This window comes from Ruegeria sp. BC2 (assembly GCF_056539245.1).
The window spans coordinates 450,681-476,084 of sequence record NZ_JBQFUQ010000002.1 but is presented as its reverse complement, the minus strand read 5'-3'; the positions used below and the strand labels follow the sequence as shown (position 1 = coordinate 476,084).

23 protein-coding genes and 1 riboswitch are annotated in these 25,404 nt (G+C 63.0%); of the genes, 19 read left to right on the top strand and 4 right to left on the bottom strand.

Translation table 11 applies throughout. The features are described from left to right. The first annotated feature begins 18 nt into the window (after nt 1-18). The 13 genes from dnaK to radC all read left to right on the top strand — a co-directional run bounded on the left by dnaK (nt 19) and on the right by radC (nt 11,574). On the top strand, nt 19-1,926 hold the full coding sequence (dnaK, locus tag ACR0CU_RS12655; protein ID WP_170447255.1) for a molecular chaperone DnaK: 1,908 nt from the start codon (nt 19-21) through the stop codon (nt 1,924-1,926). A gap of 74 nt (nt 1,927-2,000) precedes the next feature. Further along, complete coding sequence (gene dnaJ, locus ACR0CU_RS12650; RefSeq protein WP_170361153.1) at nt 2,001-3,143, top strand: molecular chaperone DnaJ; 1,143 nt, start codon at nt 2,001-2,003, stop codon at nt 3,141-3,143. Between the two features lie 126 nt (nt 3,144-3,269). Then, nucleotides 3,270-3,372: riboswitch (TPP riboswitch) on the top strand. 46 nt (nt 3,373-3,418) lie between these two features. After that, nucleotides 3,419-4,222, top strand: coding sequence for a bifunctional hydroxymethylpyrimidine kinase/phosphomethylpyrimidine kinase (gene thiD, locus ACR0CU_RS12645; RefSeq protein ID WP_170447257.1), 804 nt, complete (start codon nt 3,419-3,421; stop codon nt 4,220-4,222). Next, the gene (locus ACR0CU_RS12640; RefSeq protein WP_170447823.1) at nt 4,219-5,196 is read left to right on the top strand and encodes an FAD-dependent oxidoreductase; all 978 of its coding nucleotides are present in this window, start codon (nt 4,219-4,221) and stop codon (nt 5,194-5,196) included. The genes thiD and ACR0CU_RS12640 overlap by 4 nt, the downstream gene beginning before the upstream one ends. Then, nucleotides 5,180-5,374, top strand: coding sequence for a sulfur carrier protein ThiS (gene thiS, locus ACR0CU_RS12635; RefSeq protein WP_170364407.1), 195 nt, complete (start codon nt 5,180-5,182; stop codon nt 5,372-5,374). Before ACR0CU_RS12640 ends, thiS begins: the two co-directional genes overlap by 17 nt. Nucleotides 5,375-5,376: 2 nt before the next feature. After that, nucleotides 5,377-6,147, top strand: coding sequence for a thiazole synthase (locus ACR0CU_RS12630; RefSeq protein ID WP_170447259.1), 771 nt, complete (start codon nt 5,377-5,379; stop codon nt 6,145-6,147). Beyond that, the gene (locus ACR0CU_RS12625) at nt 6,144-6,740 is read left to right on the top strand and encodes a thiamine phosphate synthase (protein ID WP_170447261.1); all 597 of its coding nucleotides are present in this window, start codon (nt 6,144-6,146) and stop codon (nt 6,738-6,740) included. The genes ACR0CU_RS12630 and ACR0CU_RS12625 overlap by 4 nt, the downstream gene beginning before the upstream one ends. Next, the gene (locus tag ACR0CU_RS12620; RefSeq protein WP_170447263.1) at nt 6,737-7,699 is read left to right on the top strand and encodes a ThiF family adenylyltransferase; all 963 of its coding nucleotides are present in this window, start codon (nt 6,737-6,739) and stop codon (nt 7,697-7,699) included. Before ACR0CU_RS12625 ends, ACR0CU_RS12620 begins: the two co-directional genes overlap by 4 nt. 20 nt (nt 7,700-7,719) lie before the next feature. After that, a complete protein-coding gene (locus ACR0CU_RS12615) occupies nt 7,720-8,655 on the top strand; it encodes an ABC transporter substrate-binding protein (RefSeq protein WP_170447265.1) in 936 nt (311 codons plus the stop codon). Then, nucleotides 8,652-9,326, top strand: a complete 675-nt coding sequence (gene tenA, locus ACR0CU_RS12610; RefSeq protein ID WP_170447267.1) for a thiaminase II — start codon at nt 8,652-8,654, stop codon at nt 9,324-9,326. The genes ACR0CU_RS12615 and tenA overlap by 4 nt, the downstream gene beginning before the upstream one ends. Then, entirely contained in the window at nt 9,323-10,051 is a 729-nt protein-coding gene (locus ACR0CU_RS12605) for an ABC transporter ATP-binding protein (RefSeq protein WP_170361166.1), read from the top strand. The genes tenA and ACR0CU_RS12605 overlap by 4 nt, the downstream gene beginning before the upstream one ends. Then, entirely contained in the window at nt 10,048-10,782 is a 735-nt protein-coding gene (locus ACR0CU_RS12600; protein ID WP_170447269.1) for an ABC transporter permease, read from the top strand. Before ACR0CU_RS12605 ends, ACR0CU_RS12600 begins: the two co-directional genes overlap by 4 nt. A gap of 36 nt (nt 10,783-10,818) precedes the next feature. Further along, nucleotides 10,819-11,574 (top strand): RadC family protein, encoded by a 756-nt coding sequence (gene radC, locus ACR0CU_RS12595; protein WP_170370367.1) that lies wholly within the window; start codon nt 10,819-10,821, stop codon nt 11,572-11,574. Nucleotides 11,575-11,577: 3 nt separating this feature from the next. Here the strand turns inward: radC and ACR0CU_RS12590 are convergent, their stop codons facing one another. The 3 genes from ACR0CU_RS12590 to secA form a co-directional block, all read right to left on the bottom strand. Continuing rightward, nucleotides 11,578-13,134 carry a phosphate ABC transporter substrate-binding/OmpA family protein gene (locus ACR0CU_RS12590; RefSeq protein WP_170447271.1) on the bottom strand — a complete coding sequence of 519 codons (1,557 nt, stop codon included), beginning with the start codon at nt 13,132-13,134 and terminating at the stop codon, nt 11,578-11,580. A gap of 24 nt (nt 13,135-13,158) precedes the next feature. Further along, nucleotides 13,159-14,076, bottom strand: coding sequence for a hypothetical protein (locus ACR0CU_RS12585; RefSeq protein WP_170447273.1), 918 nt, complete (start codon nt 14,074-14,076; stop codon nt 13,159-13,161). A 100-nt stretch (nt 14,077-14,176) separates the two neighbouring features. After that, nucleotides 14,177-16,882 (bottom strand): preprotein translocase subunit SecA, encoded by a 2,706-nt coding sequence (gene secA / locus ACR0CU_RS12580; protein WP_170447275.1) that lies wholly within the window; start codon nt 16,880-16,882, stop codon nt 14,177-14,179. A gap of 176 nt (nt 16,883-17,058) precedes the next feature. Between secA and ACR0CU_RS12575 the strand changes: the two genes are divergently transcribed. From ACR0CU_RS12575 to mutT, 3 genes are read left to right on the top strand one after another with little or no spacing between them, the layout of a single operon-like run. Then, entirely contained in the window at nt 17,059-17,907 is an 849-nt protein-coding gene (locus ACR0CU_RS12575) for a peptidylprolyl isomerase (protein WP_170447277.1), read from the top strand. 6 nt (nt 17,908-17,913) lie between these two features. Continuing rightward, on the top strand, nt 17,914-19,140 hold the full coding sequence (gene argJ, locus ACR0CU_RS12570) for a bifunctional glutamate N-acetyltransferase/amino-acid acetyltransferase ArgJ (protein ID WP_480643144.1): 1,227 nt from the start codon (nt 17,914-17,916) through the stop codon (nt 19,138-19,140). A 55-nt stretch (nt 19,141-19,195) separates the two neighbouring features. Then, nucleotides 19,196-19,594 carry an 8-oxo-dGTP diphosphatase MutT gene (mutT, locus tag ACR0CU_RS12565; RefSeq protein ID WP_170340762.1) on the top strand — a complete coding sequence of 133 codons (399 nt, stop codon included), beginning with the start codon at nt 19,196-19,198 and terminating at the stop codon, nt 19,592-19,594. Nucleotides 19,595-19,702: 108 nt separating this feature from the next. On the opposite strand, the gene ACR0CU_RS12560 is transcribed toward mutT, so the two are convergent. After that, nucleotides 19,703-21,046, bottom strand: a complete 1,344-nt coding sequence (locus ACR0CU_RS12560; protein WP_170343546.1) for a metal-dependent hydrolase family protein — start codon at nt 21,044-21,046, stop codon at nt 19,703-19,705. 499 nt (nt 21,047-21,545) lie between these two features. Between ACR0CU_RS12560 and ACR0CU_RS12555 the strand changes: the two genes are divergently transcribed. From ACR0CU_RS12555 to ACR0CU_RS12545, 3 genes are all read left to right on the top strand, one after another. Further along, complete coding sequence (locus tag ACR0CU_RS12555) at nt 21,546-23,489, top strand: AMP-binding protein (protein WP_170447825.1); 1,944 nt, start codon at nt 21,546-21,548, stop codon at nt 23,487-23,489. A gap of 77 nt (nt 23,490-23,566) precedes the next feature. Next, a complete protein-coding gene (locus ACR0CU_RS12550; protein WP_170447281.1) occupies nt 23,567-24,388 on the top strand; it encodes an ABC transporter ATP-binding protein in 822 nt (273 codons plus the stop codon). Between the two features lie 29 nt (nt 24,389-24,417). Further along, on the top strand, nt 24,418-25,404 hold the full coding sequence (locus tag ACR0CU_RS12545) for a branched-chain amino acid ABC transporter permease (protein WP_170340766.1): 987 nt from the start codon (nt 24,418-24,420) through the stop codon (nt 25,402-25,404).

Here is a 25,404-nt window from a genome sequence, read left to right as displayed (position 1 = left end):
AAAGAAAGGGATCGAAAAATGGGAAAAGTAATCGGGATTGACCTTGGGACCACCAACTCGTGCGTAGCGATCATGGACGGCGCGCAACCGAAGGTCATCGAAAACGCGGAAGGGGCGCGGACCACGCCCTCGATCGTCGCCTTCACCGAAGACGAGCGACTGGTCGGGCAGCCGGCGAAACGCCAGGCGGTCACCAACCCCGACAACACGATTTTTGGCGTCAAGCGCTTGATCGGGCGTCGTGTGGATGACGCAGAAGTCCAGAAGGACAAGAAAATGGTGCCCTACGCCATCGTCGATGGCGGCAACGGCGACGCTTGGGTCGAGGCCCGCGGGCAGAAATACTCCCCAAGCCAGATCTCGGCCTTCATCCTCGGCAAGATGAAAGAAACCGCCGAAAGCTACCTGGGTGAAGAAGTCACGCAGGCCGTGATCACCGTTCCGGCCTATTTCAACGATGCCCAGCGTCAGGCCACCAAGGACGCCGGCAAGATCGCCGGTCTGGAAGTGCTGCGGATCATCAACGAACCGACTGCCGCCGCGCTGGCCTATGGCCTGGACAAGCAGGACAGCCAGACCATCGCGGTCTATGACCTTGGCGGTGGTACCTTCGACGTGACCATCCTGGAAATCGACGACGGCCTGTTCGAGGTCAAATCGACCAACGGCGATACGTTCCTGGGTGGTGAAGACTTTGACATGCGCATCGTCAACTACCTGGCCGACGAGTTCAAAAAGGAACACGGTGTCGACCTGAGCCAGGACAAGATGGCGCTGCAGCGTCTGAAAGAAGCCGCAGAGAAGGCCAAGATCGAGCTCAGCTCGACCACCCAGACCGAGATCAACCAGCCGTTTATCTCGATGGGCGCGAACGGCCAGCCGCTGCACATGGTCATGAAGCTGACCCGTGCCAAGCTGGAATCGCTGGTCGGCGACCTGATCAAGAAGTCGCTGAAGCCCTGCCAGGCCGCTTTGAAAGACGCCGGCATCTCGGCCAGCGACGTGGATGAGGTGGTTCTGGTCGGAGGTATGACCCGGATGCCGAAAGTCATCGAAGAGGTGACCAAGTTCTTCGGCAAGGAGCCGCACAAAGGCGTGAACCCGGACGAAGTCGTGGCCATGGGCGCCGCCATTCAGGCAGGTGTTCTGCAAGGCGACGTCAAGGACGTGGTCCTGCTGGACGTGACCCCGCTGTCGCTGGGCATCGAAACCCTGGGCGGCGTGTTCACCCGCCTGATCGACCGCAACACCACGATCCCGACCAAGAAGTCCCAGGTCTTCTCGACCGCCGAGGACAACCAGAACGCCGTGACCATCCGGGTGTTCCAGGGTGAGCGTGAAATGGCTGCGGACAACAAGATCCTGGGCCAGTTCAACCTTGAAGACATTCCACCGGCCCCGCGCGGCATGCCTCAGATCGAGGTGACCTTCGACATCGACGCCAACGGCATTGTCTCGGTTTCGGCCAAGGACAAAGGCACCGGCAAGGAACAGAAGATCACGATCCAGGCCTCGGGCGGACTGTCGGAAGAAGACATCGAGAAGATGGTCAAGGACGCCGAGGAAAACGCCGAAGCCGACCGCAAACGCAAGGAACTGGTCGAAGCCAAGAACCAGGCCGAAAGCCTGATCCACGCGACCGAGAAATCGATCGAGGAGCATGGCGAAAAGGTCGATCCGTCGACCATCGAGGCCATCGAACTGGCGTTGGCGGCCCTCAAGGACGAGGTCGAGTCGGACAATGCCGACAAGATCAAGGCCGGCATCCAGAACGTGACCGAAGCGGCCATGAAACTGGGCGAGGCGATCTACAAGGCGCAGTCCGAAGAGGCCAGCGACGAACCGGCAGCCGCGGATGCGGGTCCCGGAGATGACGACATCGTCGATGCCGAGTTCGAAGACCTGGACGATGACAAGCGCAACTAACGGGTAACCGGGCCAATTCGGGCCGGTCCGGATGCCGGGCCGGCCCGTTTACGTTGAGGCAGAAGGAAATACCGATGTCAAAACGCGACTATTACGAAGTGCTCGGCGTGTCCAAGGGTGCTTCGGCGGATGAGATCAAAAAGGCTTTTCGCCGGAAGGCGAAAGAGCTGCACCCCGATCGCAACAAAGACAACCCGGATGCCGAGGCCCTGTTCAAAGAGGCCAACGAGGCCTATGACGTTCTGCGCGACGCTGACAAAAAGGCCGCGTATGACCGGTTCGGCCATGCTGCGTTCGAAAATGGCATGGGCGGCGGCCAGCGTGGTGGCGGCTTTGGATCGGGCGATTTCTCCAGCGCGTTTTCCGATGTGTTCGATGACCTGTTCGGCGATTTCATGGGTGGACAGCGTGGCGGCGGCGGTCGCCGTGCCGCTCGCGGCTCGGACCTGCGCTACAACCTGAGGGTTTCGCTGGAAGAGGCCTATTCCGGGCTGCAGAAAACCATCAACGTGCCGACCGCGGTGGCCTGTTCGTCCTGCGAGGGCACCGGCGCCGAGGGCGGAGTTGAACCAACCACCTGCCCGACCTGTTCCGGCATGGGCAAGGTGCGCGCACAACAGGGCTTTTTCACTGTCGAGCGCAGCTGCCCGACCTGTGCGGGCCTGGGGCAAATCATCAAAAACCCCTGCAAATCCTGCCATGGCTCGGGCCGGGTCGAGAAGGAACGCGCGCTGTCGGTCAACATTCCGGCAGGCGTCGAAACCGGCACCCGCATCCGTTTGGCGGGCGAGGGCGAGGCCGGGATGCGCGGCGGTCCTCCGGGTGATTTGTACATCTTTGTCGAGGTGACTCCGCACAAGCTGTTCGAGCGGGATGGCCCGAACCTGTATTGCCGCGTGCCTGTCAGCATGGCGAAGGCGGCGCTGGGCGGCTCGATCGAAGTGCCCACCATCGACGGTGGCCGCGGCCGGGTGCAGATTCCGGCCGGCAGCCAGTCGGGCCGGCAGATGCGCCTGCGCGGCAAAGGTATGCCTGCGCTGCGGGGCGGCGGTATCGGTGACATGTTCATCGAGCTTGCAGTCGAGACTCCGGTCAACCTGACCGCGCGGCAAAAAGAGCTGCTGCAGGAGTTCGACGATTTGGGAGAGGACAACCACCCGGAATCGAAAAGCTTTTTCTCATCCGTCAAATCCTTCTGGGAGAGAATGCAAAGCTGATCCCAGCGTTCCAGAGACCGAAAGGCCGGCGTATCATCGCCGGCTTTTTTGTTTTCTAAGTCCAGTTTGGCCGGAAACTGCGCGGAATTGGCCCTTGATTCTCGGCCTCAGCCTTGAGAATGTCCGCGCCAACCGTTGGGGTGCCCCGGAGCCGGGGCTGAGAGGCGCGAGCCAACCCATCGAACCTGATCCGGGCAATACCGGCGGAGGGAACGGTCTAAAACACTCAGACGTTTTCCATGCCCGCGTTGCCCCACATGCAAGAAGGGAGCGACATGGCGCATATCGCTTTGACCATCGCAGGATCCGACAGCGGCGGAGGGGCCGGTATTCAGGCCGATCTCAAAGCGATGTCGGCGCTGGGTGTGTTCGGTGCCAGTGTCATCACCGCGGTCACCGCCCAGAACACGCAGGCGGTCACCGCTGTGCATGGTATCCCGCTGGACGTGATCGCCGCGCAGATCGACGCGGTTCTGTCCGATCTGGACGTGCGCGCGGTCAAGATCGGCATGTTGGCCACGCCCGAGATCATCCAGACTGTCGCCGACGCCCTGTCCGGCTTTGCCGGGCCCATCGTGCTGGACCCGGTGATGATCGCCAAATCGGGCGATGCCCTGCTGGCGCGCGAGGCGGTGCAAACGTTGCGCGAGGTGCTGCTGCCCCGCGCCACCGTCCTGACCCCGAACCTGCCCGAGGCCGCCTCTCTGCTGGACCGGCTGGTCGCCGAAACGCCCGAGGAGATGGTCGCGCAGGGCCATGACCTGTGCACCCTGGGGGCTGGGGCCGTCCTGATGAAAGGCGGACACGGCAAGGGCGATACCTGCCATGATCTGCTGATCGATCAGAACGGCGTCATCGGTGAATTTACCGCGCCCCGTCAGGACACGCGCAACACCCACGGCACCGGATGCACCCTGTCCTCGGCCGTCGCGGCCGGTCTGGCCAAGGGGCTGCCTCTGGTCGATGCGGTGGCGCAGGCGCATGACTACCTGCAAGGCGCGATCACCCGCGCGGACGAGCTGCAGGTCGGCTCGGGCCACGGGCCGGTACATCACTTCCACCGGGTATGGCCGGCGTGACGGTCTGGTCGGTCATAGGTGCCGGCGTCGCCGGCTTGGCCGTGGCCTCGGAACTGGTGGCGCGGGGCGCGCAGGTACAGGTGTTCGATCCGGGCGGGCCGCCCGGTGCGCATGGGTGTTCCTGGTGGGCCGGCGGCATGCTGGCGCCGTGGTGCGAATATGAAAATGCCGAGGAACCGGTGCTGAGGCTGGGGCAGCAGGCGATCGACTGGTGGGCGGCCCGCACCCCGGTCGCGCGGCAGGGAACGCTGGTCGTGGCCAACACGCGCGACCTGCCCGACCTGCGCCGCTTTGCCCGCCGGACCGAGGGATTCACGCAGGTCGATCAAGCGAAAATCGCCAAATTAGAGCCTGATCTGCACGGGTTTTCCCAAGGCCTGTTCTTCGCCGACGAGGCCCATCTGGACCCTCGCCGGGCATTGCAGGACCTCTATCGCGGCCTGCAGGACAAAGGGGTCGAATTCCACCGCAAGCTGGCCCCGTCGCGGCTGGACAACGCCATCGATTGCCGGGGCTTGCACGCACGCGACATCCTGCACGACCTGCGCGGCGTGAAGGGGGAAATGCTGGTGATCCGCTGCCCCGACGTGACGCTGACCCGGCCCGTGCGGCTGTTGCATCCCCGGATGCCGCTCTATGTCGTACCGCGGGGCGAGGGCATCTACATGCTGGGCGCCACGATGATCGAATCCGAGGACAGCAGCCGGATCACCGCGCGCTCGATGCTGGAACTGCTCAGCGCGGCCTATGCGCTGAACCCGGCCTTCGGCGAGGCCGAGGTGCTGGAAATCGGGGTCGATCTGCGCCCGGCCTTTCCCGACAACCTGCCGCGGATCCGCCGGCTGGGGCGGACGATCTATGCCAACGGGTTGTATCGCCACGGCTACCTGCTGGCCCCGGCGCTGGCCCGGGGCGTGGCCGATCTGGCGCTGAACAACACACATTCGGAGATGGTCGATGAAGATCGTGCTTAACGGCGCGCCGCGCGAGGTGCGCGCCGAAACCCTTGGCGAGCTGCTGGCGGAATGTGGCTTTTCCGGCCGCGTCGCCACAGCGGTGAACGAGGAATTCGTGCCCTCCAGCCTGCGCATTGCGCACAAACTGGCCGAGGGCGACCGGGTCGAGGTCGTCGCACCGATGCAGGGGGGATGAAGATGAAGACGTTTTACGGCACCGAACTGCCTAACCCGCTGATGCTGGGCACCGCGCAATATCCCAGCCCGGCGATCCTGGAACAGGCGTTCCGGGCCAGCGGCGCAGGCGTGGCCACCGTCTCGCTGCGGCGCGAGGGCGCGGGCGGGGCCGGTCAGGCCTTCTGGTCGATGATCCGCGATCTGGGCGTGCTGATCCTGCCCAATACCGCCGGCTGCCACACGGTCAAAGAAGCCGTCACCACCGCCCACATGGCGCGCGAGGTGTTCGACACGCCGTGGATCAAGCTGGAACTGATCGGCCACACCGACAGCCTGCAGCCCGACGTGTTCCAACTGGTCGAGGCCGCGCGCATTCTGACCGACGAAGGGTTTCAGGTGTTCCCCTACACCACCGAAGACCTGATCGTGGCCGAACGCCTGCTGGCCGCCGGGTGCCAGGTGCTGATGCCCTGGGGCGCGCCGATCGGGTCGGGGCGGGGCCTGAACAACGAATACGCCCTGCGCGCGATGCGGGCCGAGTTTCCCGACGTGCCGCTGGTGGTGGATGCGGGCATCGGCCTGCCCAGCCACGCCGCCCACGCGATGGAGCTGGGCTATGACGCGGTTCTGCTGAACACCGCGGTCGCCCGCGCGGGCGATCCGGTGGCGATGGCGCAGGCCATGGCGCTGGCGGTGCAGGCCGGGCAACTGGCGCATCAGGCCGACCCGATCGAGCCGCGCGACATGGCCGAACCCTCGACCCCGGTGATCGGAAAGGCCTTTCTGTCATGACGCTAGACCGCTTCTATCCGATCTTCGATCATACCGACTGGCTGCGGCGGATGCTGCCTCTGGGCGTGAAACTGGTGCAGCTGCGCATCAAGGACCAGCCCGACCCGGTGGTGCGCGCGGAAATCGCCACCGCGCAGGCGCTGTGCCGCGACCATGGCGCGGTGCTGGTGGTGAACGACTATTGGCAGGCCGCCATCGACGCGGGATGTGACTGGATTCATCTGGGGCAGGAGGATCTGGACGACGCCGACCTGCCCGCCATCCGCAAGGCTGGGCTGAAGCTGGGCGTGTCCACCCACGACGATGACGAGCTTGAGCGCGTGCTGTCGATGGACCCGAACTATGTGGCACTGGGGCCGGTCTATCCGACCATTCTGAAAAAGATGAAATGGCACCAACAGGGCCTGCCGCGCGTGACCGAGTGGAAACGGCGCGTGGGCGACATCCCTCTGGTCGGCATTGGTGGCATGAGCGTCGAGCGCGCACCGGGAGTGTTTCAGGCCGGCGCCGACATCGTCTCGGCCGTCACCGACATTACCCTTAACCCCAACCCCGAAGCGCGGGTGCGGCAGTGGATCGAGGTCACGCGATGAGCCGCTACGCCCGCCAGATGATCCTGCCCGAGGTCGGGGCCGAAGGGCAGAACCGCCTTGCCCGCGCGCGGGTTCTGGTGGTGGGCGCCGGGGGGCTGGCCGCGCCCGCACTGCCGCTGCTGGCCGGGGCCGGGGTGGGGCATCTGACCATCGTCGATCCCGATACGGTGGATCTGTCGAATCTGCACCGCCAGACGCTGTTCACCGAATCCGATTGCGGCCGCCCCAAGGCCGAAGCCGCCGCCGAACGCTGCCGGGCGCTGAACAGTGAGATCGCTGTCGAGCCGCAGAAACATTCTCTGACACCTGCCAATGCCGCTGATCTGGTGGCCGAAGCCGATCTGGTTCTGGACTGCGCCGACAGCTATGCGGCCAGCTATACACTGTCGGATGTCTGCCTGGCGCAAGGCAAACCGCTGATCAGCGCCTCGGCTCTGGGCTTGTCGGGTTATGTCGGCGGGTTCTGCGGGGGCGCGCCGTCGCTGCGGGCGGTGTTCCCCGACGCGCCAGACAGTGGCGCCAGTTGCGCCACCGCAGGCGTTCTGGGCCCGGTCGTGAGCATGATCGGTGCGATGCAGGCGCAGATGGCGCTGGGCGTGATCCTGGGCCTCGATCCCTCGCCATTGGGCCAGATGGTGCAGGTGGATGGCCGTACCTGCTCCAGCAGCGGATTCCGCTTTGACACCGCGCCGGAGCCCGACAGCCATTTCCACTTTGTCGCGCCCGCGCAGCTGACCCCGGACGACCTGATCGTCGATCTGCGTAGCGTCGATGAAGCCCCTCAGCCGATCCACCCCAACGTCCGCCGCCTGACGGTCGACGCGCTGAAAACAGACCCTAACAAAGACAAAACGCTGGCTCTCTGCTGTGCCACCGGGCTACGCGCCTGGCGCGCGGCCGAGGAACTCCGCCCCCATTGGCCCGGCCGGATCGTTCTGGTCGCCGCCGCAACGTCGTGAAGCAAAAGGAAACGCAAACCATGAAGAAGCTGATCACCGCCATTGCCCTGCTGGCCGCCGCGCCCGCCTGGGCGCAGGACAAGATGACCGTCCTGCTGGACTGGTTCGTGAACCCCGACCACGGGCCGATCATCGTGGCGCAGGAAAAAGGCTATTTCGCCGAACAGGGGCTTGAGGTCGAAATCGTCCCGCCCGCCGACCCGTCGGCCCCACCGCGCCTCGTGGCCGCCGGTCAGGCCGATCTGGCCGTGTCCTACCAGCCGCAGCTGCATCTCCAGATCCACGAAGGCCTGCCGCTGAAGCGGGTCGGCACGCTGGTCGCCACACCGCTGAACTGCCTGTTGGTGCTGGAGGACGGCCCGATCAAAACGCTGGCCGACCTCAAGGGCAAGAAGATCGGCTTTTCGGTCGCCGGCGTCGAAGAGGCGATCCTGACCGCTATGCTGAATGCGCATGGCGTGTCGCTGGACGATATCGAGATGATCAACGTCAACTTCTCGCTGTCGCCATCGCTGATGACGGGGCAGGTGGACGCCGTGATCGGCGCCTTCCGCAATTTCGAGCTGAACCAGATGGACATCGAAGGCGTTCCGGGCCGCTGCTTCTACATCGAGGAAGAAGGCGTGCCGCCCTATGACGAGCTGATCTATGTGGCCAACCCCGAAACGATGGACAAGGACATGATTGCCCGCTTTCTGGCCGCAACCGAGAAGGCCACGCAGTATATCGTGAACAACCCGGAAAAAAGCTGGGAGATCTTCGCCGCCACCTCGCCCGAGCTGCAGGACGAGCTGAACGCCCGCGCCTGGGTCGACACGCTGCCGCGTTTCGCGCTGCGCCCGGCGGGCTTTGATGCCGGCCGCTATGCCCGGTTCGAGGCCTTTCTGAAAGACTCCGGCATGATCGACAGCATCAACCCGGTCAGCGACATCACCATCGACGTGACCGCGCAATGAGCGACTATGGCAAAGCCTTCGCACTGATGCGCGATGCGGCGCAGGGGCCGTGGCGGGACTATACCCGCCACGCCTTTGTCGAGGGGCTGAAGGACGGCACCCTGCCGCGCGCGGCGTTTCTGCATTACCTGCGGCAGGATTACGTGTTCCTGATCCATTTCTCGCGCGCTTGGGCGCTGGCGGTGGTGAAATCGGAAACTCATGCCGAGATGCTGGCCGCGTCGCGTACGGTGAACGGGCTGATCAGCGAAGAGATGAAGTTGCATATCGGCATTTGCGAGGCCGAGGGCATCAGCCAGGACGAGCTGTTCGCCACGCCCGAACGCCCCGAGAACCTGGCCTATACCCGCTATGTGCTCGAGGCCGGTTACAGCGGTGATCTGCTGGACCTGCTGGCGGCGCTGGCGCCCTGCGTGATGGGATACGGGGAAATCGGCACCCGGCTGGCGGCCGAGGCCGCCTCGGACACCTATCGCGACTGGATCGACGCCTATTCCAGCAGTGAATATCAGGAAGCCTGTCAGGCTGTGGGTGAACTGCTGGATTCGGCTCTAACAAGGCGACTTGGGGCGGATTTTCGTACCACACCGCGTTGGGATCGCCTGTGCCAGACCTTCCGCACCGCGACCGAGCTCGAGGTCAATTTCTGGCAGATGGGTCTGACCCCATGACCCCGCCCCCCGATCTGACCATCAGCGGACAGGCTAGTATCGACGGCGCGCCTCTGTTCGCGCCGCTGACCCTGTCGCTGAAGGCCGGGCAATGGACCTGCCTGCTGGGCGGATCGGGGGTAGGGAAAACCACGGTTCTGCGCCTGATCGCCGGGTTGGCGACGGGGGCCGAGTTCACCGGCGAGATCCGCGCCAGCGACGGGCTGCCGGTGGCCGAGCGCGTGGCCTACATGGCGCAGGACGATCTGCTGCTGCCCTGGGCCACGGTCGCGCAGAACGTGGCGCTGGGCGCGCGCCTGCGCGGCGAACGGGTCGATCAGGACCGCCGCGCCCGGTTGATCGAACGGATGCGGCTGCAGGATCACATGGCCAAGAAGCCCTCGGAACTGTCGGGCGGGCAGCGTCAGCGGGTGGCATTGGCCCGGACCCTGATGGAAGACAAGCCGATCATCCTGCTGGACGAGCCGTTCTCGGCGCTGGATGCGCGCACCCGCGCCGACATGCAGGATCTGGCTGCCGAGGCTTTGCAGGGGCGGACCGTCCTGCTGGTTACCCATGACCCGGCCGAGGCCGCGCGTCTGGGCCAGTCGATCATGGTGATGACGCGACACGGCCTGACCCCATGCCAACCGCCTCACGCGCCGGTGCCGCGGAAGGTGGACGATCTGGAAACGCTGGAGACGCAGGGCGCGCTGCTGAAACTGCTGCGCGAGGAGGTGGCATGAAGACGCTCTCGGCCCTTGCCGCGACGCTGTTTGCGCTGGTCCTCTGGCAAGCGATCGTCACCCTGACCGGCCTGCCGAAATTCATCCTGCCCGGCCCGGCATTGGTGGCCGAGACCTGGTGGCAGAACCGCTGGCTGATCGCCGAACACACCTGGATCACCGCCATCGAGGTGCTGATCGGTTTGGCCTGCGGCACCGTGCTGGGCGTCGTCACCGCGCTGCAGCTAGCCAATTCCCGCGCTGCGCGAGTGCTGGTGCAGCCGATGCTGGTGTTCACCCAGGCGCTGCCGGTCTTTGCGTTGGCACCGTTGCTGACCCTGTGGCTGGGCTATGGGCTGTGGTCCAAGGTCGCGATGGCGGTGCTGATCATCTATTTCCCCATCACCTCGTCGTTTTTCGACGGGCTGATGCGCACGCCGTCCGGCTATCTGGACTTGGCCCGCACCATGCAGGCCAGCCCGCGCAGCGTGTTGTGGCATATCTGCATCCCGGCGGCGCTACCCTCGCTGGCTTCGGGGATGCGGCTGGCGGCGGTCTATGCCCCGATCGGGGCGGTGATCGGCGAATGGGTCGGCTCGTCGCAGGGGCTGGGATACCTGATGCTGCTGGCCAATGGTCGCGCCAAGACCGACCTGATGTTCGCTGCGATGCTGACGCTGGGGGTGTTCTCGATCCTGCTGCATCTGGCCGTGCGCCGCGCCACGGCCCGCATGGCCGGTGAGGCGCGTTAACCATTCGGAAACCGATTCTGGGGCAATCATGGGCGCATGACCAAGGACGCTTTTGCCGAAGCCCCATCGCTGTTCGAAAGTGACGAAGCGCCGGTGACGCCGCTGCCCACGGGTCGGCTGCCCTCGTATATCAAGGACCACCGCAAGCGCCTGCGTGAACGGTTCATGTCGGGCGGCGCCGGGGCGATGCCGGACTACGAGCTGCTGGAACTGGTGCTGTTCCGCTCGATCCCCCGGCAGGACGTGAAGCCGCTGGCGCGGCGGCTGCTGGACGCGTTCGGCGATTTCAACCGGGTGCTGACCGCCCCGGTGGAACGCCTGCGTCAGATCAAGGGCGTGGGCGATACGGTCATCACCGACCTCAAGATCCTCGAGGCCTGCGCCCATCGCATGGCCCGCGCCCGGGTGATGCAGCGGCACGTGATCTCCAGCTGGGACGCGTTGCTGGATTATTGCCACACTACCATGGCGCATCGCGAGATCGAGCAGTTCCGCGTGTTCTTCCTGGACCGCAAGAACGTGCTGATCGCGGATGAGGAGCAGGCCAAGGGCACCGTCGATCACGTGCCAGTCTACCCGCGTGAGGTTGCCAAACGCGCGCTGGAGTTGAACGCTTCGGCGCTGATTCTGGTGCACAATCATCCGTCGGGTGATCCAACCCCGTCGCAATCGGATATCGACATGACCAACCGCATCAACGATGCCTGCGCCGCACTGGGGCTGACCTTGCACGACCACCTGATCATCGGAAAATCGACCGAACTGAGCTTCCGCTCGGAAGGTTATCTCTGACCGCTAGCGCACCCAGACTTCGACCCGGCGGTTGGCCTTGCGGCCCCATTCCGTGTCGTCGCAGGCCATTGGCATGGCTTCACCAAAACCTTCGACGGCGATCTCGACGGTTTCGGGGACTGCGGTCTCGATCGCGGCTAGGATCGCGTTGCGCACGGTTTGTGCGCGCCGCAAGGCGATGCGGGCATTGGTTTCCGCGGCACCGTCCCCGTCACTGAAACCGACGAAGACCAGTTTGCGCCCGTCATACTGGCCCGATTCAAGCGCCTGCGCCATTTGCAGGATGTTCGATCGCGACTGCGCGTCTGGCCGCGACGATCCCGGCTCGAACCGGAAAGACACTGACAGGCGCGACAGCGGGCGCAAAGTTTCGATCATCCGTTGCAGTTCTTCCAGACCCACCTCGGACCCACCCGAGGTGATGGCGTTGGCCAACCGGTCGCCCTGAAGCCCAAGACGTACCAGTTCGTGGGACTGGTCGACGAAACCGGCTTCGCGGATGACCATCTGTGCCTCGGGGCTTTGGACATAGGCCAGAAACTGGCGGGCGATCTTCGGCAGGCGCCGCTGCGGAAGATACAGGAACATCGGCAGGGTCAGCGGATAGTCCTCGGTCTTGATGGCGTCGCGCGTGGCGCGCAATGCGTGACCGCATCCGCCGGCCAGCGGCAGACTGCGCACGTTTTGCGGGTCAGCGTGGCTGACGATACCAAGTGCGAACGGATCGCGCGCAACCGCTGCTGCCAGTTCCGCGCTGCGGGTGTGGCGGATCACGTCCTCATGCGCCTGCACACCGGCTGGCTGCATCACCTGGTCTTGCACGGCCTGACCAACACCGGTTGTCACATCCGGCAGATGAACGGCGATGGGGGCATCCGGGCCACCGAGCTGTGCCCAGTTGGCGACCTCGCCATTTAGGACCCGCGCCAGGTCCGAAACCGAGATCTGCCGGATCGGATTGTCCAATGAGACCACTGGCACCAGTGCGCCAAGCGCCACCACCCGCGACCGGCGCGGTCGGGACAGGTCGCCCAGACCGTTTTCTTGCGCCGCCGCCGACTCCTGCGGGCGGATTTCGCGCATCGCCAAAGCGATGTCTGCCTGATCGGCGGTCAGATCGGCAAGACCGCGGTCGGTGTCCGAAACGCGCAGGAAAAACCGCGCCAAAGGTGCGGTCCGATCCGGCTGCGTCAGGGCAAAGACAAGCTGCGCAGGGTCTGTGCCTTCGCTTAGCACGTTCAGGTGTTCTCGTTGCGCAAAGCCTTCGATCAACGCCGGAAGTAGGGATTCGGCCATCACCGATGCGCCAGAGAAGTGCACTTCGGCCACAAAGTCGATCAGGCTTGGGCAAGCCGGACCGTCGCAGGTAACGCCGGATCCATCCACCGTCAGTTCGCCGAACTGGGTGTCCACACGGTAGAACTCACCATCAAACCCCAACAGGTTCCCGGTGATCTCGACCTTGCCGTCATGCGAGGTCAGCGTGATGTCCTGAGCGAGGGCGCCTGAAGCGCCAGCCATCAACGACAACACCGTCATCGTCGCGTGAAGATACTTCATAAAGACCTGTAGACCTGCCTGCCGTTACTTTGCGGCGATTGTCAGGTCTTGGAACAGATTATTCAACACCAGAAAGTCCTGTCCGCTGTCGCAGGCCGGCAGGGTGATCGACAGCTCTCGCGACCGCAGCCCTTGATCGTCCAGCAACTTGAGCGCTTGCAGATCCAGGTCCTGCCCACAATTTCGGGGCGTCACTTCGGCTTCGACGCTCAGGGCGACGGTGCCATTTGCCTCGGCCAGGTTGCGGGGGATCGAATAGATCTCGACATTGCGCTCGCCGGCCATGCCGAAGTGGACAACCTGCCCGGTGCCGGAGCTGCCGGCGTTCGACCAGACATGCCCGGCCTCGCCATAGGATGCACCGAACTCCAACGCGTGCAGTTGCAATTCGGTGTCCCCCATCCATTGCAGCGCAACCCGGTCATAGTCTGAAAAATCAGGAATGTGAGTGGTGGCGACAGTGCCGCGCTGGTTTTTGAACGAGATCAGGAAAATGGCATATTCCGACAGGGCGGGAATGGACAGGTCCAGTCGGCCGTCCTTGTCGGTTCGGGCGCTGAACGTCATGCCGCTGTGGTGCAGCTCGACGGTTTCATCGGGGTTGCAGGGGGCCTTCAGGGTCAAACGTGCTGTCGCGTTGGGAGCCGCCATTGCGCGGGCCCGGAGATCGCAGTTGACCTGCGCCTGAGGAACGGCAGGCTCAGCCCGGGGCGGAACCTTGGCCGAGGGTTCGGGGGCCGTGGACGCATTCGGCGTCGCCGAAGTCAGAACGATACCTTCCAACCCGGCAATCACGGTGCCTTCTCCAGACGGCTGGATCATCGCTTGACGTGTTTCCTGCACGTCCGGCTGCGAGGCCGGTCCGTTCTGCATCAGGTAGCCGATGGCCAAGGCGCATGCGACCGTGCCACCTGTGGTCACGTAGTTCCGTATTACAAACAAGACACCCTCCCCAGTTGAAGGAGCGAGTCGGAGAGTGCTTAACAATCGCGGCCAATATGTGGCCGCGACGCGGACTCATTATGTCGGGAATCTGACCGGATCAGGCAAGCCGACCATGGCAGTGCTTGAACTTCTTGCCGGACCCGCAGGGGCAGGGATCGTTGCGCGACGGATTACCCCAGGTTGACGGGTCGTCCTCGACAAAGCCGGGCCGCGCATCGCCCGAGGCCTGCGCCTCGGCCACCGCTTCGGCCTGTTCGGCGGCTTTCTTGATCTGGGCCTGCTGCGCCTGCATCTGTGCCAGCATCTCGCGCTGCTCTTCTTCAGTCAGCGGGCGGACGCGGGCCAGTTGCTGGGTAACCGTTTCGCGCAGGCTGTCGAGCATGTTCTCGAACAGCTGGAAGCTTTCGGTCTTGTATTCGTTCAGCGGATCGCGCTGGGCGTAGCCGCGGAAGCCCACGACCGAGCGCAGATGTTCCAGGGTCAGCAAGTGCTCGCGCCACTTGCTGTCGATGGTCTGCAGCAGCACCTGCTTTTCGATGTTGCGCATGTTCTCGGGGCCGAAGGCGGCGGCCTTCTGGGCCATCATCTCGTCGGTGGCCTTGATCAGGCGCTCGCGAACCACGTCGTCGTCGACCCCATCCTCGGCTGCCCACTCTTGCACCGGAACATCAATGTTCAGCTTTTCCTTGAGGGCCGCGTGCAGCCCGTCGGTGTCCCACTGATCGGCATAGGTTTTGGGCGGCATGTACTGGTCGATCAGATCGTCGATGACCTGTTCGCGCATGTCCGAAACGATTTCGGACAGATCGTCGGTCGACATGATTTCGCGTCGCTGGTTGAAGATCACCTTGCGCTGATCGTTCATCACGTCGTCGAACTTGAGAACGTTCTTGCGCATGTCGAAGTTGCGGCCTTCGACCTTGGCCTGCGCGCGTTCCAGCGACTTGTTCACCCAAGGGTGGACGATCGCTTCGCCTTCTTTCATGCCCAGGGTGGTCAGAACCTTGTCCAGCCGTTCCGAGCCGAAGATGCGCATCAGGTCGTCTTCCAGGCTGAGGAAGAACACGGTGCGGCCCGGGTCGCCCTGACGGCCCGAGCGGCCGCGCAGCTGGTTGTCGATGCGGCGGCTTTCGTGGCGTTCCGAGGCCAGAACGAACAGACCGCCGGCCTCCAGCACCTTTTGCTTTTCTTCGGCATGACGCGCCTCTTCCCGGGCGCGCAGTTCTGCCGGGTCGGCGTCGGGGTTTTCGGCCAGCGCCTGCATGACGCTCATTTCAACGTTGCCGCCCAGCTGGATGTCGGTGCCGCGGCCGGCCATGTTGGTGGCGATGGTTACCGCGCCCAGACGTCCGGCCTCGGCCACGATCTGGGCCTCCTGCTCGTGCTGGCGGGCGTTCAGGACGTTGTGCTTGATGCCTTCCTTGGTCAGCATCTCGCTGAGCATCTCGGACTTCTCGATCGAGGTGGTGCCCACCAGAACCGGCTGGCCCTTGGCGTTGGCCTTCTTGATCTCTTCGATCATGGCCGCGTATTTCTCGGCCGCGGTGCGATAGACCTGATCATCCTCATCGACACGGGCGATCGGCTTGTTGGTCGGCACTTCAACCACGCCGAGGCCGTAGATTTCGGCGAATTCCTCGGCCTCGGTCAGGGCGGTACCGGTCATGCCGGCCAGCTTGTCATAGAGGCGGAAATAGTTCTGGAAAGTCACGCTGGCCAAAGTCACGTTTTCGGGCTGGATCGGCGCGCCTTCCTTGGCTTCGATCGCTTGGTGCAGGCCTTCGGACAGACGGCGGCCCGGCATCATGCGCCCGGTGAATTCGTCGATCAGAACCACGTTGCCGTCGCGTACGATGTAGTCCTTGTCCCGCTGGAACAGCTTGTGCGCACGCAGGCCCTGGTTGACGTGGTGCACCACCGTGGTGCTTTCAGGGTCGTACAGCGACTGGCCCTCGGGCAGCAGGCCACTGGCGTGCAGCTGCTCTTCAAGGAACTCGTTGCCTTCATCGGTGAAGGTCACGCTGCGGGACTTCTCGTCGATCGTATAGTGATCGTCCTGCAGGGACGGGATCAGACCGTCAATGGCCGTGTACAGATCGGACCGGTCCTGAGATGGACCCGAGATGATCAGCGGCGTGCGCGCCTCGTCGATCAGAATCGAGTCGACCTCGTCCACGATCGCGAAATTGTGGTGCTTCTGGTAGACCTCGTTCAGATCCGCCTTCATGTTGTCGCGCAGATAGTCGAAGCCCAGCTCGTTGTTGGTGGCATAGGTGATGTCACAGTCATAGGCCGCTTTTTTCTCGGCATCGGGCTGGCCCGACCAGATCACGCCGGTGGTCATACCCAACGCGCCGAACACGTTGCTCATCCATTCGGCGTCACGCTTTGCCAGATACTCGTTGACCGTGACGACATGCACGCCCTTTCCGGTCAGTGCGTTCAGATAGGCGGGGAAAGTGGCGACCAGGGTCTTGCCTTCGCCGGTCTTCATCTCGGCAATGTTGCCCTGATGCAGGAAGATGCCGCCCATGAGCTGCACGTCAAAGGCCCGCAGACCCAGCGCGCGCTTGGCGCCCTCACGAACGTTGGCGAAAGCCTCGGGCAGCAGGTCATCCAGGCCCTCGCCCTCGTTGGCCCGCTTGCGCAGCTCTTCGGTCTTGGCTTTCAGATCGTCATCCGAGAGTTTTTCGAACTCCGGCTCCAGCGCGTTGATCTTTTCGACCAGCGGGCGGGTTGCCTTGATCTTGCGGTCGTTCGGTGTTCCGAACACCTTTTTGGCAAGCGTACCGAGTCCCAGCATGTTCACTCCAGCGGATCTTTTCTTGTCTTGGTTGCGACAGGCTTGCCCACCTTGCGCGCAACCCATAGATAGCTGGGAGGAAAAGATGGTCCTGTCAAAGGCTGCAAGCGATGTAAGCGGCAGGTTCCAGAGTGTCAACGCCACGCCCTGTCGCGGCCAGAATATAGGATGAATTCATGCCCAAAGGTCTCACTTTTCTGCCATCGCTGGCTCTTGCGGCCATGATGGCCCTGCCTGTCGCCGCTGAAACCGAACCCTCTGCCGATACGGTTGTGGCGCGCGTCAACGGCGACGAGATCACTTTGGGTCACGTGATTGCCACTGCGGCTGGCCTGCCGCCGCAATATCAGCAGTTGGAAGACGAGGTCCTGTACCAGTTCATCGTCGAGCAGCTGATCCAGCAACAATTGCTCAGCCAGGAGCAGGACGAGCTGACCCGCCTGAACGCGCTGATGCTGACCAACGAAGAGCGCTCGCTGAAGGCGGTGCAGACGGTGAACCAGATCACCGATGCCCAGGTGACCGACGACGCGATCCAGGCCGCCTATGACGCGCAGTTCGCGGACTTCCAGGGCGAGGACGAGTTCAACGCCAGCCACATCCTTGTTGCGACCGAGGACGAGGCCAAGGAGATCAAGGCGCAACTGGATGACGGGGCCGATTTTGCCGAGCTGGCCAAAGAGAAATCAACCGGCCCGTCCGGTCCCAATGGCGGCGCGCTGGGCTGGTTCGGCAAGGGCCAGATGGTGCCCGAATTCGAACAGGCCGTGATCGGGCTGGAAAAAGGTCAGGTCTCGGACCCGGTGCAGACCCAGTTCGGTTGGCATGTCGTGGTCCTGAACGACAAACGCAAATCCGAAGCGCCCGAGTTTGCGGCGGTGCGGGATGAACTGGCCCAGTCCGTTCGTCAGGAGGCCATTCAGGCCAAGATCGACGAGCTGACCCAGGCGGGCAACGTCGAGCGCCCCGAGGTCGAGGGCCTGACCCCGGACGTGGTCCGCAAGCTGGACCTGGTTCAGGAGTAAACCCCAGTGGCCAAGATCACAAAGGTGTCTCCGCTGGCCCCTGCGGCCTTTCCTGATCTGCCGGTCATCGACGGTGTGCGATTTGCCACCGTCGCCGCCGGGGTGCGGTATCACGGCCGCACCGACGTGATGCTGGCGGTGCTCGATCCGGGCACCGCGGTGGCCGGTGTGTTCACCCGCTCGGCCACCCGTGCGGCGCCGGTGCTGGATTGCCAGGACAAGATCGGCGGGCCCAGCGACGGGCCGGCGGCGATCCTGGTGAACTCGGGCAATGCCAATGCCTTTACCGGGCAGTACGGGCGGGCCTCGGTCGAGCAGATCACCGCAGCCGTGGCGCAGGCGACCGGGGTGGCGCAGAACCGCGTGTTCACCTCGTCCACCGGGGTGATCGGCGAGCCGCTGCCGCATGACCGGATCGTGGCCCGGCTGGACGAACTGACCGCCGGCCTGCGCGCCGACGCGTTGGAAGAGGCCGCGCGGGCGATCATGACCACCGACACCTTCCCCAAAGGCGCCAGCGCGCAGGTCGAGATTGACGGCAAAACAGTCTCTATTGCGGGGATTGCCAAAGGGTCGGGCATGATCGCACCCGACATGGCGACGATGCTGGTCTATATCTTCACCGATGCGAAGGTTGACCAATCAGCGCTGCAACGGATGCTGTCCGAGCAGACCGACCGGACCTTCAACTGCATCACCGTGGACAGCGACACCTCGACCTCGGACAGCCTGCTGCTGTGCGCGACCGGCGCGTCGGGCGCGGATGCCACCGGCAATGCCGATTTCGCGCGGGCGCTGGAATCGGTGATGCTGGATCTGGCGCATCAGGTGGTGAAGGACGGCGAAGGCGCCACCAAATTCGTCGAGATCCGCGTGACCGGCGCCGCCTCGGACGCCGATGCCAAAGTCCACGGCATAGCCATCGCCAATTCACCGCTGGTCAAGACCGCCATCGCGGGCGAGGATCCGAACTGGGGCCGGGTCGTCATGGCTATCGGCAAATCCGGCGCGGCGGCCGATCGCGACACGCTCAGCATTTCCTTCGGCGATATCCTCGTGGCCGAAAAAGGCTGGGTCAGCCCGACCTATCGCGAGGAAGACGCCGCCGCCTACATGATGGGCCAGGAACTGGTGATCGCGGTCGATCTGGGGCTGGGCGAGGGCAAGGCCACTGTCTGGACCTGCGATCTGACCCACCGATACATCGAGATCAACGCGGATTACCGGTCGTGACATCAGAGCAATTCCAGCAGAAGTGGAGCCCGGTTTTGCGTCCGGGATTGCGACCATGAAAACGGTGCTCGTCTCTGCCGTCGCCTTGATCGACGTGGATGGGCGGGTGTTGCTGGCGCAGCGCCCGGAAGGCAAGGCCATGGCCGGGCTGTGGGAATTCCCCGGCGGCAAGATCGAGCCGGGCGAAACCCCCGAGGCCGCCCTGATCCGCGAATTGCACGAGGAACTTGGCATCGACACCTGGGCCTCGTGTCTGGCGCCGCTGACCTTTGCCAGCCACAGCTATGACGATTTCCACCTGCTGATGCCGTTGTTTGCCTGTCGCAAGTGGCAGGGCATCCCGCAGTCGAAAGAGGGTCAGGCGCTGAAATGGGTGCGCGCGAACGAGCTGCGCAACTATCCGATGCCGGCGGCAGATGTGCCACTGATCCCGATTTTGCGGGATTGGTTGTAGAGCGCAAAGCCAGGGACGTTCGAGTTGATAGGTCTGGATGTCTTGTATGCGGACTCTTCGGTCATTCGCATGCAACCCCAGTGCCTATCTTGACCCTTAGAAAATTTCTCAGGCCAGATTGTTTTTGTGCGCTTTGCCGTTCTTCATAATCACATCGAAGTTGTCCGCAGAGGCCATGACCGTAAGGTCAGCAATCGGGTCTCCGTCCACGAGCAGAATATCGGCGTAGGCTCCGGGTTGAATGACACCGACTGGACCAGCCTGGTAGGGATTACGCGGGCCGGTCAAGTCCCAAAGCTGACCATTCAGACCTGTTGCCTGCCGCAAAATCTCGGCGTTGCTGAACCATGGCGTCCTGAGCTGCAATTCCTCCAACTGCGTTGCTTTCGTTTGCCTCGATCCGACGAAGTCTGTTCCGAGTGCAATCTTAGCGCCAGATTCTCGCGCTAATCGAAGCATGGCGTCGAGACCATCAAACGCCATCTTTTGTCGCTCTGCCTGGGCTGGCGTGAACCCTGCTGGAATGTCTGCTGCAAAAAAGCCAACCTGGGTTGAAAGCCAGACCCCTTTTTCCACGGCCAACTCCATCGACTCAGGCGTCATGAGGTTGCAGTGTTCAATACATTGGTAACCTGCCTCAATGGCAGCCCGAACCGATGTGTCCATGTATGCGTGCGAGGTCGCGTATGTGTTCCAACGTTTGGCCTCCTCTACTGCCGCTTCGAGTTCTGCCGGCGAATACTCGTTGATATCCAATGGGTCGTAGAGGCCAGTCACGGCGCCGCCTGAAAAGACTTTGATGAAGTGCGCACCCTGCCGGAACTGCTCGCGTGCAGCCGCCAGAACTTCAGGTACCCCGTCTGCGAAAAGTGTGATCCCAAGTCGCTCCGCTTCTGTGAACGGCGGCCCGCCGAAGGCTCTCGGACGCACGGATCGCGGCCGAAGGTCGCCATGACCGGCGGTCATTGAAATCGCAGCGTTTGACGCCTGAATGCGCGGACCGGGGTGAAGGCCCTCGTCTATGGCGCGCGCCAAACCGAGAATGCCGCCACCAGTATCACGGACACTGGTAAAGCCACGCATCAGGGTGGCTTCACTTTCGCTCAATGCCAATGCAGCAATGTAATCTGGACGTGCTGTCAGGAAGCCAGCAGGATCTTGGTTCCACTGGAGGTGCACATGCATGTCGAGGAGCCCCGGCATCAAGGTCCGTCCAGCTCCATCGAAGCGCGGCACCTCTGGCGCGGCATCAGCTACGGGCGAGACATCCTTGATCATTTCCCCTTCGACAAGAACGTTCGTGAGTTCGGTCAATTCATCAGACATCCCGTCAAAAACACGCACGTTCGTGAAGAGCGTTGCATCTGGAGCTTGAGCTCGGGCTCGCGCCGGCACCAGCGCCAGCGCAGCGGTCGATGCAAGGCTGGACAAAAATACGCGTTTGGAGATCATAACTTAACCCTCAAGATGCCGAAGAAGTTATTGAAGGTTATCTCAGGATCGCCTGTAAAACCATCTGGTAAACCTGATGAAGAGGGTGACGCAGGGTATAGAGTTTTTAGAGCGTTGAACTGAAGGTAATCCTACGTAGCAAGAACACCCGGTTTGGGCTCGAAGCTGCCATTTACTACGCTCTGCACATACGACCGTTGTCATATTCTCTTCAGCGTTTCGGCGTAGAAGCAGAATGCAAACCCACGCCGCTCTTTTTTGAAGCGTGCTGTTTCGCAGTTTGTACAAGACGTACAAATCGGAACATCACCCCGGCATCCCTGTTACAATTCGTAAGATTCCGGAAAACATCACGAAAAAGTTGACGCTGATCGTCCTCCTTGTCCTTAATCGGGGCAGCGACGCGCGGGTCTGACCCGGCGACGTCGTTCCGGCCCAAACCGGGGCCGGATGGGGAGGAGAGATAGAATTGGCTCAGACGCAGTCGGGCGCCGAAGGGATGCACTCCCTTCCGGCGCTGCTACACCGCAATGCGACGCAGTTCGGGGATGCCCCGGCCTACCGCGAAAAGGAATTCGGGATCTGGCAGTGCTGGACCTGGGCGGAAACAGCCGCCGAGATCCGTGCGCTGGCACTGGGATTCCTGGAGCTCGGCGTTGAAAAGGGCGACCATATCGCCGTGATCGGGCGCAACCGTCCGGCGCATTACTGGTCGATGGTCGCGGCCCAGATGGTGGGCGCGGTGCCGGTGCCGCTGTATCAGGACTCGGTCGCCGAGGAGATGGCCTATGTGCTGGAGCACTGCGGCGCGAAATACGTGGTCTGCGGCGATCAGGAGCAGGTCGACAAGGTCATCGAGATCCAGCAGGACCTGCACCAGGTCAAGCACATCCTCTACACCGACAAGCGCGGCATGCGGAAATACGACCACAGCCAGATGAACGCGCTGAGCGACATCATGGCCGAGGGGCGCGCCGGGCATCACCGGTTCGATGCCGAACTGGACCGCCGCATCGCCGAGATCACATATGACGACACCTGCGTGATGCTCTATACCTCGGGCACCACGGGCAAGCCCAAGGGCGTGGTTCTGTCGAACCGCAACGTGATCGAGAGCGCAAAGAACTCGGCCGAGTTTGACCACCTGACCCGGAACGAGGATATCCTGTCCTATCTGCCGATGGCTTGGGTGGGCGATTTCATCTTTTCGGTCGGTCAGGCCTATTGGTGCGGGTTCTGCGTGAACTGTCCCGAAAGCGCCGACACGATGATGACCGACCTGCGCGAGATCGGCCCGACCTACTTCTTCGCGCCGCCGCGCGTGTTTGAGACCCAGCTGACCAACGTGATGATCCGGATGGAGGATGCCAGCCCGATGAAGCAGCGGATGTTCCGCTATTTCATGGATCACGCCAAAAAGGTCGGCGGGCGCATCCTGGACGGCAACCCGGTCGGTTTCATGGATCGCCTGAAATACGCGATCGGAAATGTCCTGGTTTACGGACCGCTCAAAGATACGCTGGGCTATGGCCGGTTCCGTGTCGGATACACCGCGGGCGAGGCGATCGGGCCCGAGATTTTTGATTTCTACCGCTCGCTGGGGATCAACCTGAAGCAGCTTTATGGTCAGACCGAGGCGACGGTGTTCATCACCGTCCAGCCCGACGGCGAGGTGCGCGCCGACACGGTGGGCGTTCCGGCCCCCGATGTCGAGATCAAGATCGCCGAGAATGGCGAGATCTTCTATCGCTCGCCCGGCGTGTTCGTTGAATACTTCAAGAACCCCGAATCCACCGCCTCGACCAAAGACCCCGAGGGCTGGGTGGCCACGGGCGACGCGGGGTTCATCGAGGAAAGCAGCGGCCATCTGCGGATCATCGACCGCGCCAAGGACGTGGGCAAGATGGCCGACGGTTCGATGTTCGCGCCGAAATATGTCGAGAACAAGCTGAAGTTTTATCCCGACATCCTGGAGGCGGTGCTGTTCGGCAATGGACGTGACCGCTGCGTGGCCTTCATCAACATCGACCTGACGGCGGTGGGCAACTGGGCCGAGCGCAACAACATCGCCTATGCCTCGTACCAGGAACTGGCGGGCCATCCGCGGGTGCTCGAGACGATCCGCAGCCATGTGGAAGAGGTCAACAAATCGGTTGCCGCCGACGAGATGCTTTCGGGCTGCCAAGTGCACCGGTTCGTGGTGCTGCACAAGGAACTGGACCCCGACGATGGCGAGATCACCCGCACCCGAAAGGTGCGCCGCAAGTTCGTCGAGGACAAATACGCCGACATTATCGCCGCGCTCTATGACGGGTCCGAGACGGTCTCGACCACGACCGAGGTGACCTATGAAGACGGACGCAAGGGGTCGATCAGCGCCACGCTGCAGATCGTCGACGTGCCGGTCGTGCCGGTGTCGCATCAGAAGGTGGCCGCGGAATGAGGCCGGTCGTGCGCCGCTCGGCCTGCGGCCATCGCCCCGCCCGCCGTCCCGTTCACCCGCAGTTTGAGGAGTAGACGATGCTGGATGCATCCGACGACGGATATGTCACCGAGGATGGCCGCAAGATCGGCGGCGTGGTGATGGAGATGAAGAACATCACCCTGCGGTTCGGCGGCGTGGTGGCGATTAAGGACATCTCGTTCGACATTCGCCAGGGCGAGATCCGCGCGATCATCGGTCCGAACGGCGCGGGCAAGTCCTCGATGCTGAACGTGATTTCCGGTTTCTACATTCCGCAGGAGGGCGAGGTCTGGTTCCACGGGGCAAAGCGCCCGCAGATGAAACCCTATGAGGTGGCCCGCCACGGCATCGCGCGGACCTTTCAGAACATCGCCCTGTTCGAAGGCATGAGCGTTCTGGACAACGTGATGACCGGCCGCCTGAACTTCATGAGGACAAACATCCTGCAGCAGGCGATATGGCGCGGCAAGGCCGAGGCGGAAGAGGTTGAAAACCGCGAGGCTGTGGAAAAGATCATCGACTTTCTGGAAATCCAGCACATCCGCAAGACGCCGGTGGCGCGGCTGCCCTATGGTCTGAAGAAACGCGTCGAACTGGCCCGCGCGCTGGCCGCCGAACCCAAGCTGCTGCTGCTGGACGAGCCGATGGCCGGCATGAACGTCGAGGAAAAAGAGGACATGAGCCGATTCATCCTGGACGTGAACGACGAGTTCGGCACGACCATCGCCCTGATCGAGCATGACATGGGCGTGGTGATGGACCTGAGCGACCGCGTGGTCGTGATGGATTACGGCAAGAAGATCGGGGACGGCACGCCCGACGAGGTGCGCAACAACCAGGAAGTCATCGACGCCTATCTGGGGGTCAGCCATGACTGAGCACCGCACAGAATTGAGGGGAGGCGCAGATGCCTGATCAGTTGATTTTCGCGATGGAGGTCTTTCTGAACGGCCTCATGGCCGGGGTGCTGTATGCGCTGGTCGCGCTGGGCTTTGTGCTGATCTACAAGGCGTCGGGGATCTTCAATTATGCTCAGGGGGTTATGGCCCTGTTTGCGGCGATGACGCTGGTGGGGATCATGAACGGGCAAGTTCCGTTCTCCCATCTGATCAACGCGATCTTCGGCACGCATATTCACTACTTCGGCTGGAACGTGCCGGCGCTGCTGGCCATTCTGCTGACGATGGGCGTGATGGTCCTGCTTGCCTGGGCGGTGCAGCGCTTTGTCATGCGCCACCTTGTGGGGCAGGAGCCCATCATCCTGTTCATGGCCACCATCGGTCTGGCCTACTTCCTGGAAGGCGTGGCCGACCTGATGTGGGGATCCGAGATCAAGACGCTGGACGTGGGTCTTCCGCAGGGCATCAACCTGTGGATCGACGAGACCACCTACAACATCTTCGGCTACGGCTTCTTCATCGACAACCTGGACATCGTGGCGACGGTCATCGCGGCGCTTCTGGTGGCGGCATTGGTCGCGTTCAGCCAGTACACCAAACAGGGCCGCGCCATGCGGGCCGTGGCCGACGACCACCAGGCCGCGCTGTCGGTGGGCATCTCGCTGAACTTCATCTGGATCATGGTCTGGTCGGTGGCGGGGTTCGTGGCGCTGGTCGCGGGCATCATGTGGGGCACCAAATCGGGCGTGCAGTTCTCGCTGTCGCTGATCGCGCTCAAGGCGCTGCCGGTGCTGATGCTGGGCGGGTTTACCTCGATCCCCGGTGCCATCGTCGGCGGGCTGATCATCGGCGTGGGCGAGAAGCTGTTCGAGTTCGCCGTGGGCCCGCTGGTGGGTGGCGCGACCGAGAACTGGTTTGCCTATGTTCTGGCGCTGATCTTCCTTGTGTTCCGGCCGCAGGGCCTGTTCGGCGAGAAGATCATCGAGAGGGTGTAG

Excerpts from the sequence above, each read along its gene's own strand:
- ACR0CU_RS12555 (WP_170447825.1), top strand. The coding sequence starts at position 21,546 with ATGCACTCCCTTCCGGCGCTGCTACACCGCAATGCGACGCAGTTCGGG.
- ACR0CU_RS12590 (WP_170447271.1), bottom strand. The coding sequence starts at position 13,134 with ATGAAGTATCTTCACGCGACGATGACGGTGTTGTCGTTGATGGCTGGC.
- ACR0CU_RS12625 (WP_170447261.1), top strand. The coding sequence starts at position 6,144 with ATGACGCTAGACCGCTTCTATCCGATCTTCGATCATACCGACTGGCTG.
- dnaJ (WP_170361153.1), top strand. The coding sequence starts at position 2,001 with ATGTCAAAACGCGACTATTACGAAGTGCTCGGCGTGTCCAAGGGTGCT.
- radC (WP_170370367.1), top strand. The coding sequence starts at position 10,819 with ATGACCAAGGACGCTTTTGCCGAAGCCCCATCGCTGTTCGAAAGTGAC.
- thiS (WP_170364407.1), top strand. The coding sequence starts at position 5,180 with ATGAAGATCGTGCTTAACGGCGCGCCGCGCGAGGTGCGCGCCGAAACC.
- tenA (WP_170447267.1), top strand. The coding sequence starts at position 8,652 with ATGAGCGACTATGGCAAAGCCTTCGCACTGATGCGCGATGCGGCGCAG.
- ACR0CU_RS12600 (WP_170447269.1), top strand. The coding sequence starts at position 10,048 with ATGAAGACGCTCTCGGCCCTTGCCGCGACGCTGTTTGCGCTGGTCCTC.
- thiD (WP_170447257.1), top strand. The coding sequence starts at position 3,419 with ATGGCGCATATCGCTTTGACCATCGCAGGATCCGACAGCGGCGGAGGG.
- ACR0CU_RS12615 (WP_170447265.1), top strand. The coding sequence starts at position 7,720 with ATGAAGAAGCTGATCACCGCCATTGCCCTGCTGGCCGCCGCGCCCGCC.
- ACR0CU_RS12630 (WP_170447259.1), top strand. The coding sequence starts at position 5,377 with ATGAAGACGTTTTACGGCACCGAACTGCCTAACCCGCTGATGCTGGGC.
- ACR0CU_RS12605 (WP_170361166.1), top strand. The coding sequence starts at position 9,323 with ATGACCCCGCCCCCCGATCTGACCATCAGCGGACAGGCTAGTATCGAC.
- ACR0CU_RS12575 (WP_170447277.1), top strand. The coding sequence starts at position 17,059 with ATGCCCAAAGGTCTCACTTTTCTGCCATCGCTGGCTCTTGCGGCCATG.
- ACR0CU_RS12545 (WP_170340766.1), top strand. The coding sequence starts at position 24,418 with ATGCCTGATCAGTTGATTTTCGCGATGGAGGTCTTTCTGAACGGCCTC.
- secA (WP_170447275.1), bottom strand. The coding sequence starts at position 16,882 with ATGCTGGGACTCGGTACGCTTGCCAAAAAGGTGTTCGGAACACCGAAC.
- dnaK (WP_170447255.1), top strand. The coding sequence starts at position 19 with ATGGGAAAAGTAATCGGGATTGACCTTGGGACCACCAACTCGTGCGTA.
- ACR0CU_RS12620 (WP_170447263.1), top strand. The coding sequence starts at position 6,737 with ATGAGCCGCTACGCCCGCCAGATGATCCTGCCCGAGGTCGGGGCCGAA.
- mutT (WP_170340762.1), top strand. The coding sequence starts at position 19,196 with ATGAAAACGGTGCTCGTCTCTGCCGTCGCCTTGATCGACGTGGATGGG.
- ACR0CU_RS12550 (WP_170447281.1), top strand. The coding sequence starts at position 23,567 with ATGCTGGATGCATCCGACGACGGATATGTCACCGAGGATGGCCGCAAG.
- ACR0CU_RS12560 (WP_170343546.1), bottom strand. The coding sequence starts at position 21,046 with ATGATCTCCAAACGCGTATTTTTGTCCAGCCTTGCATCGACCGCTGCG.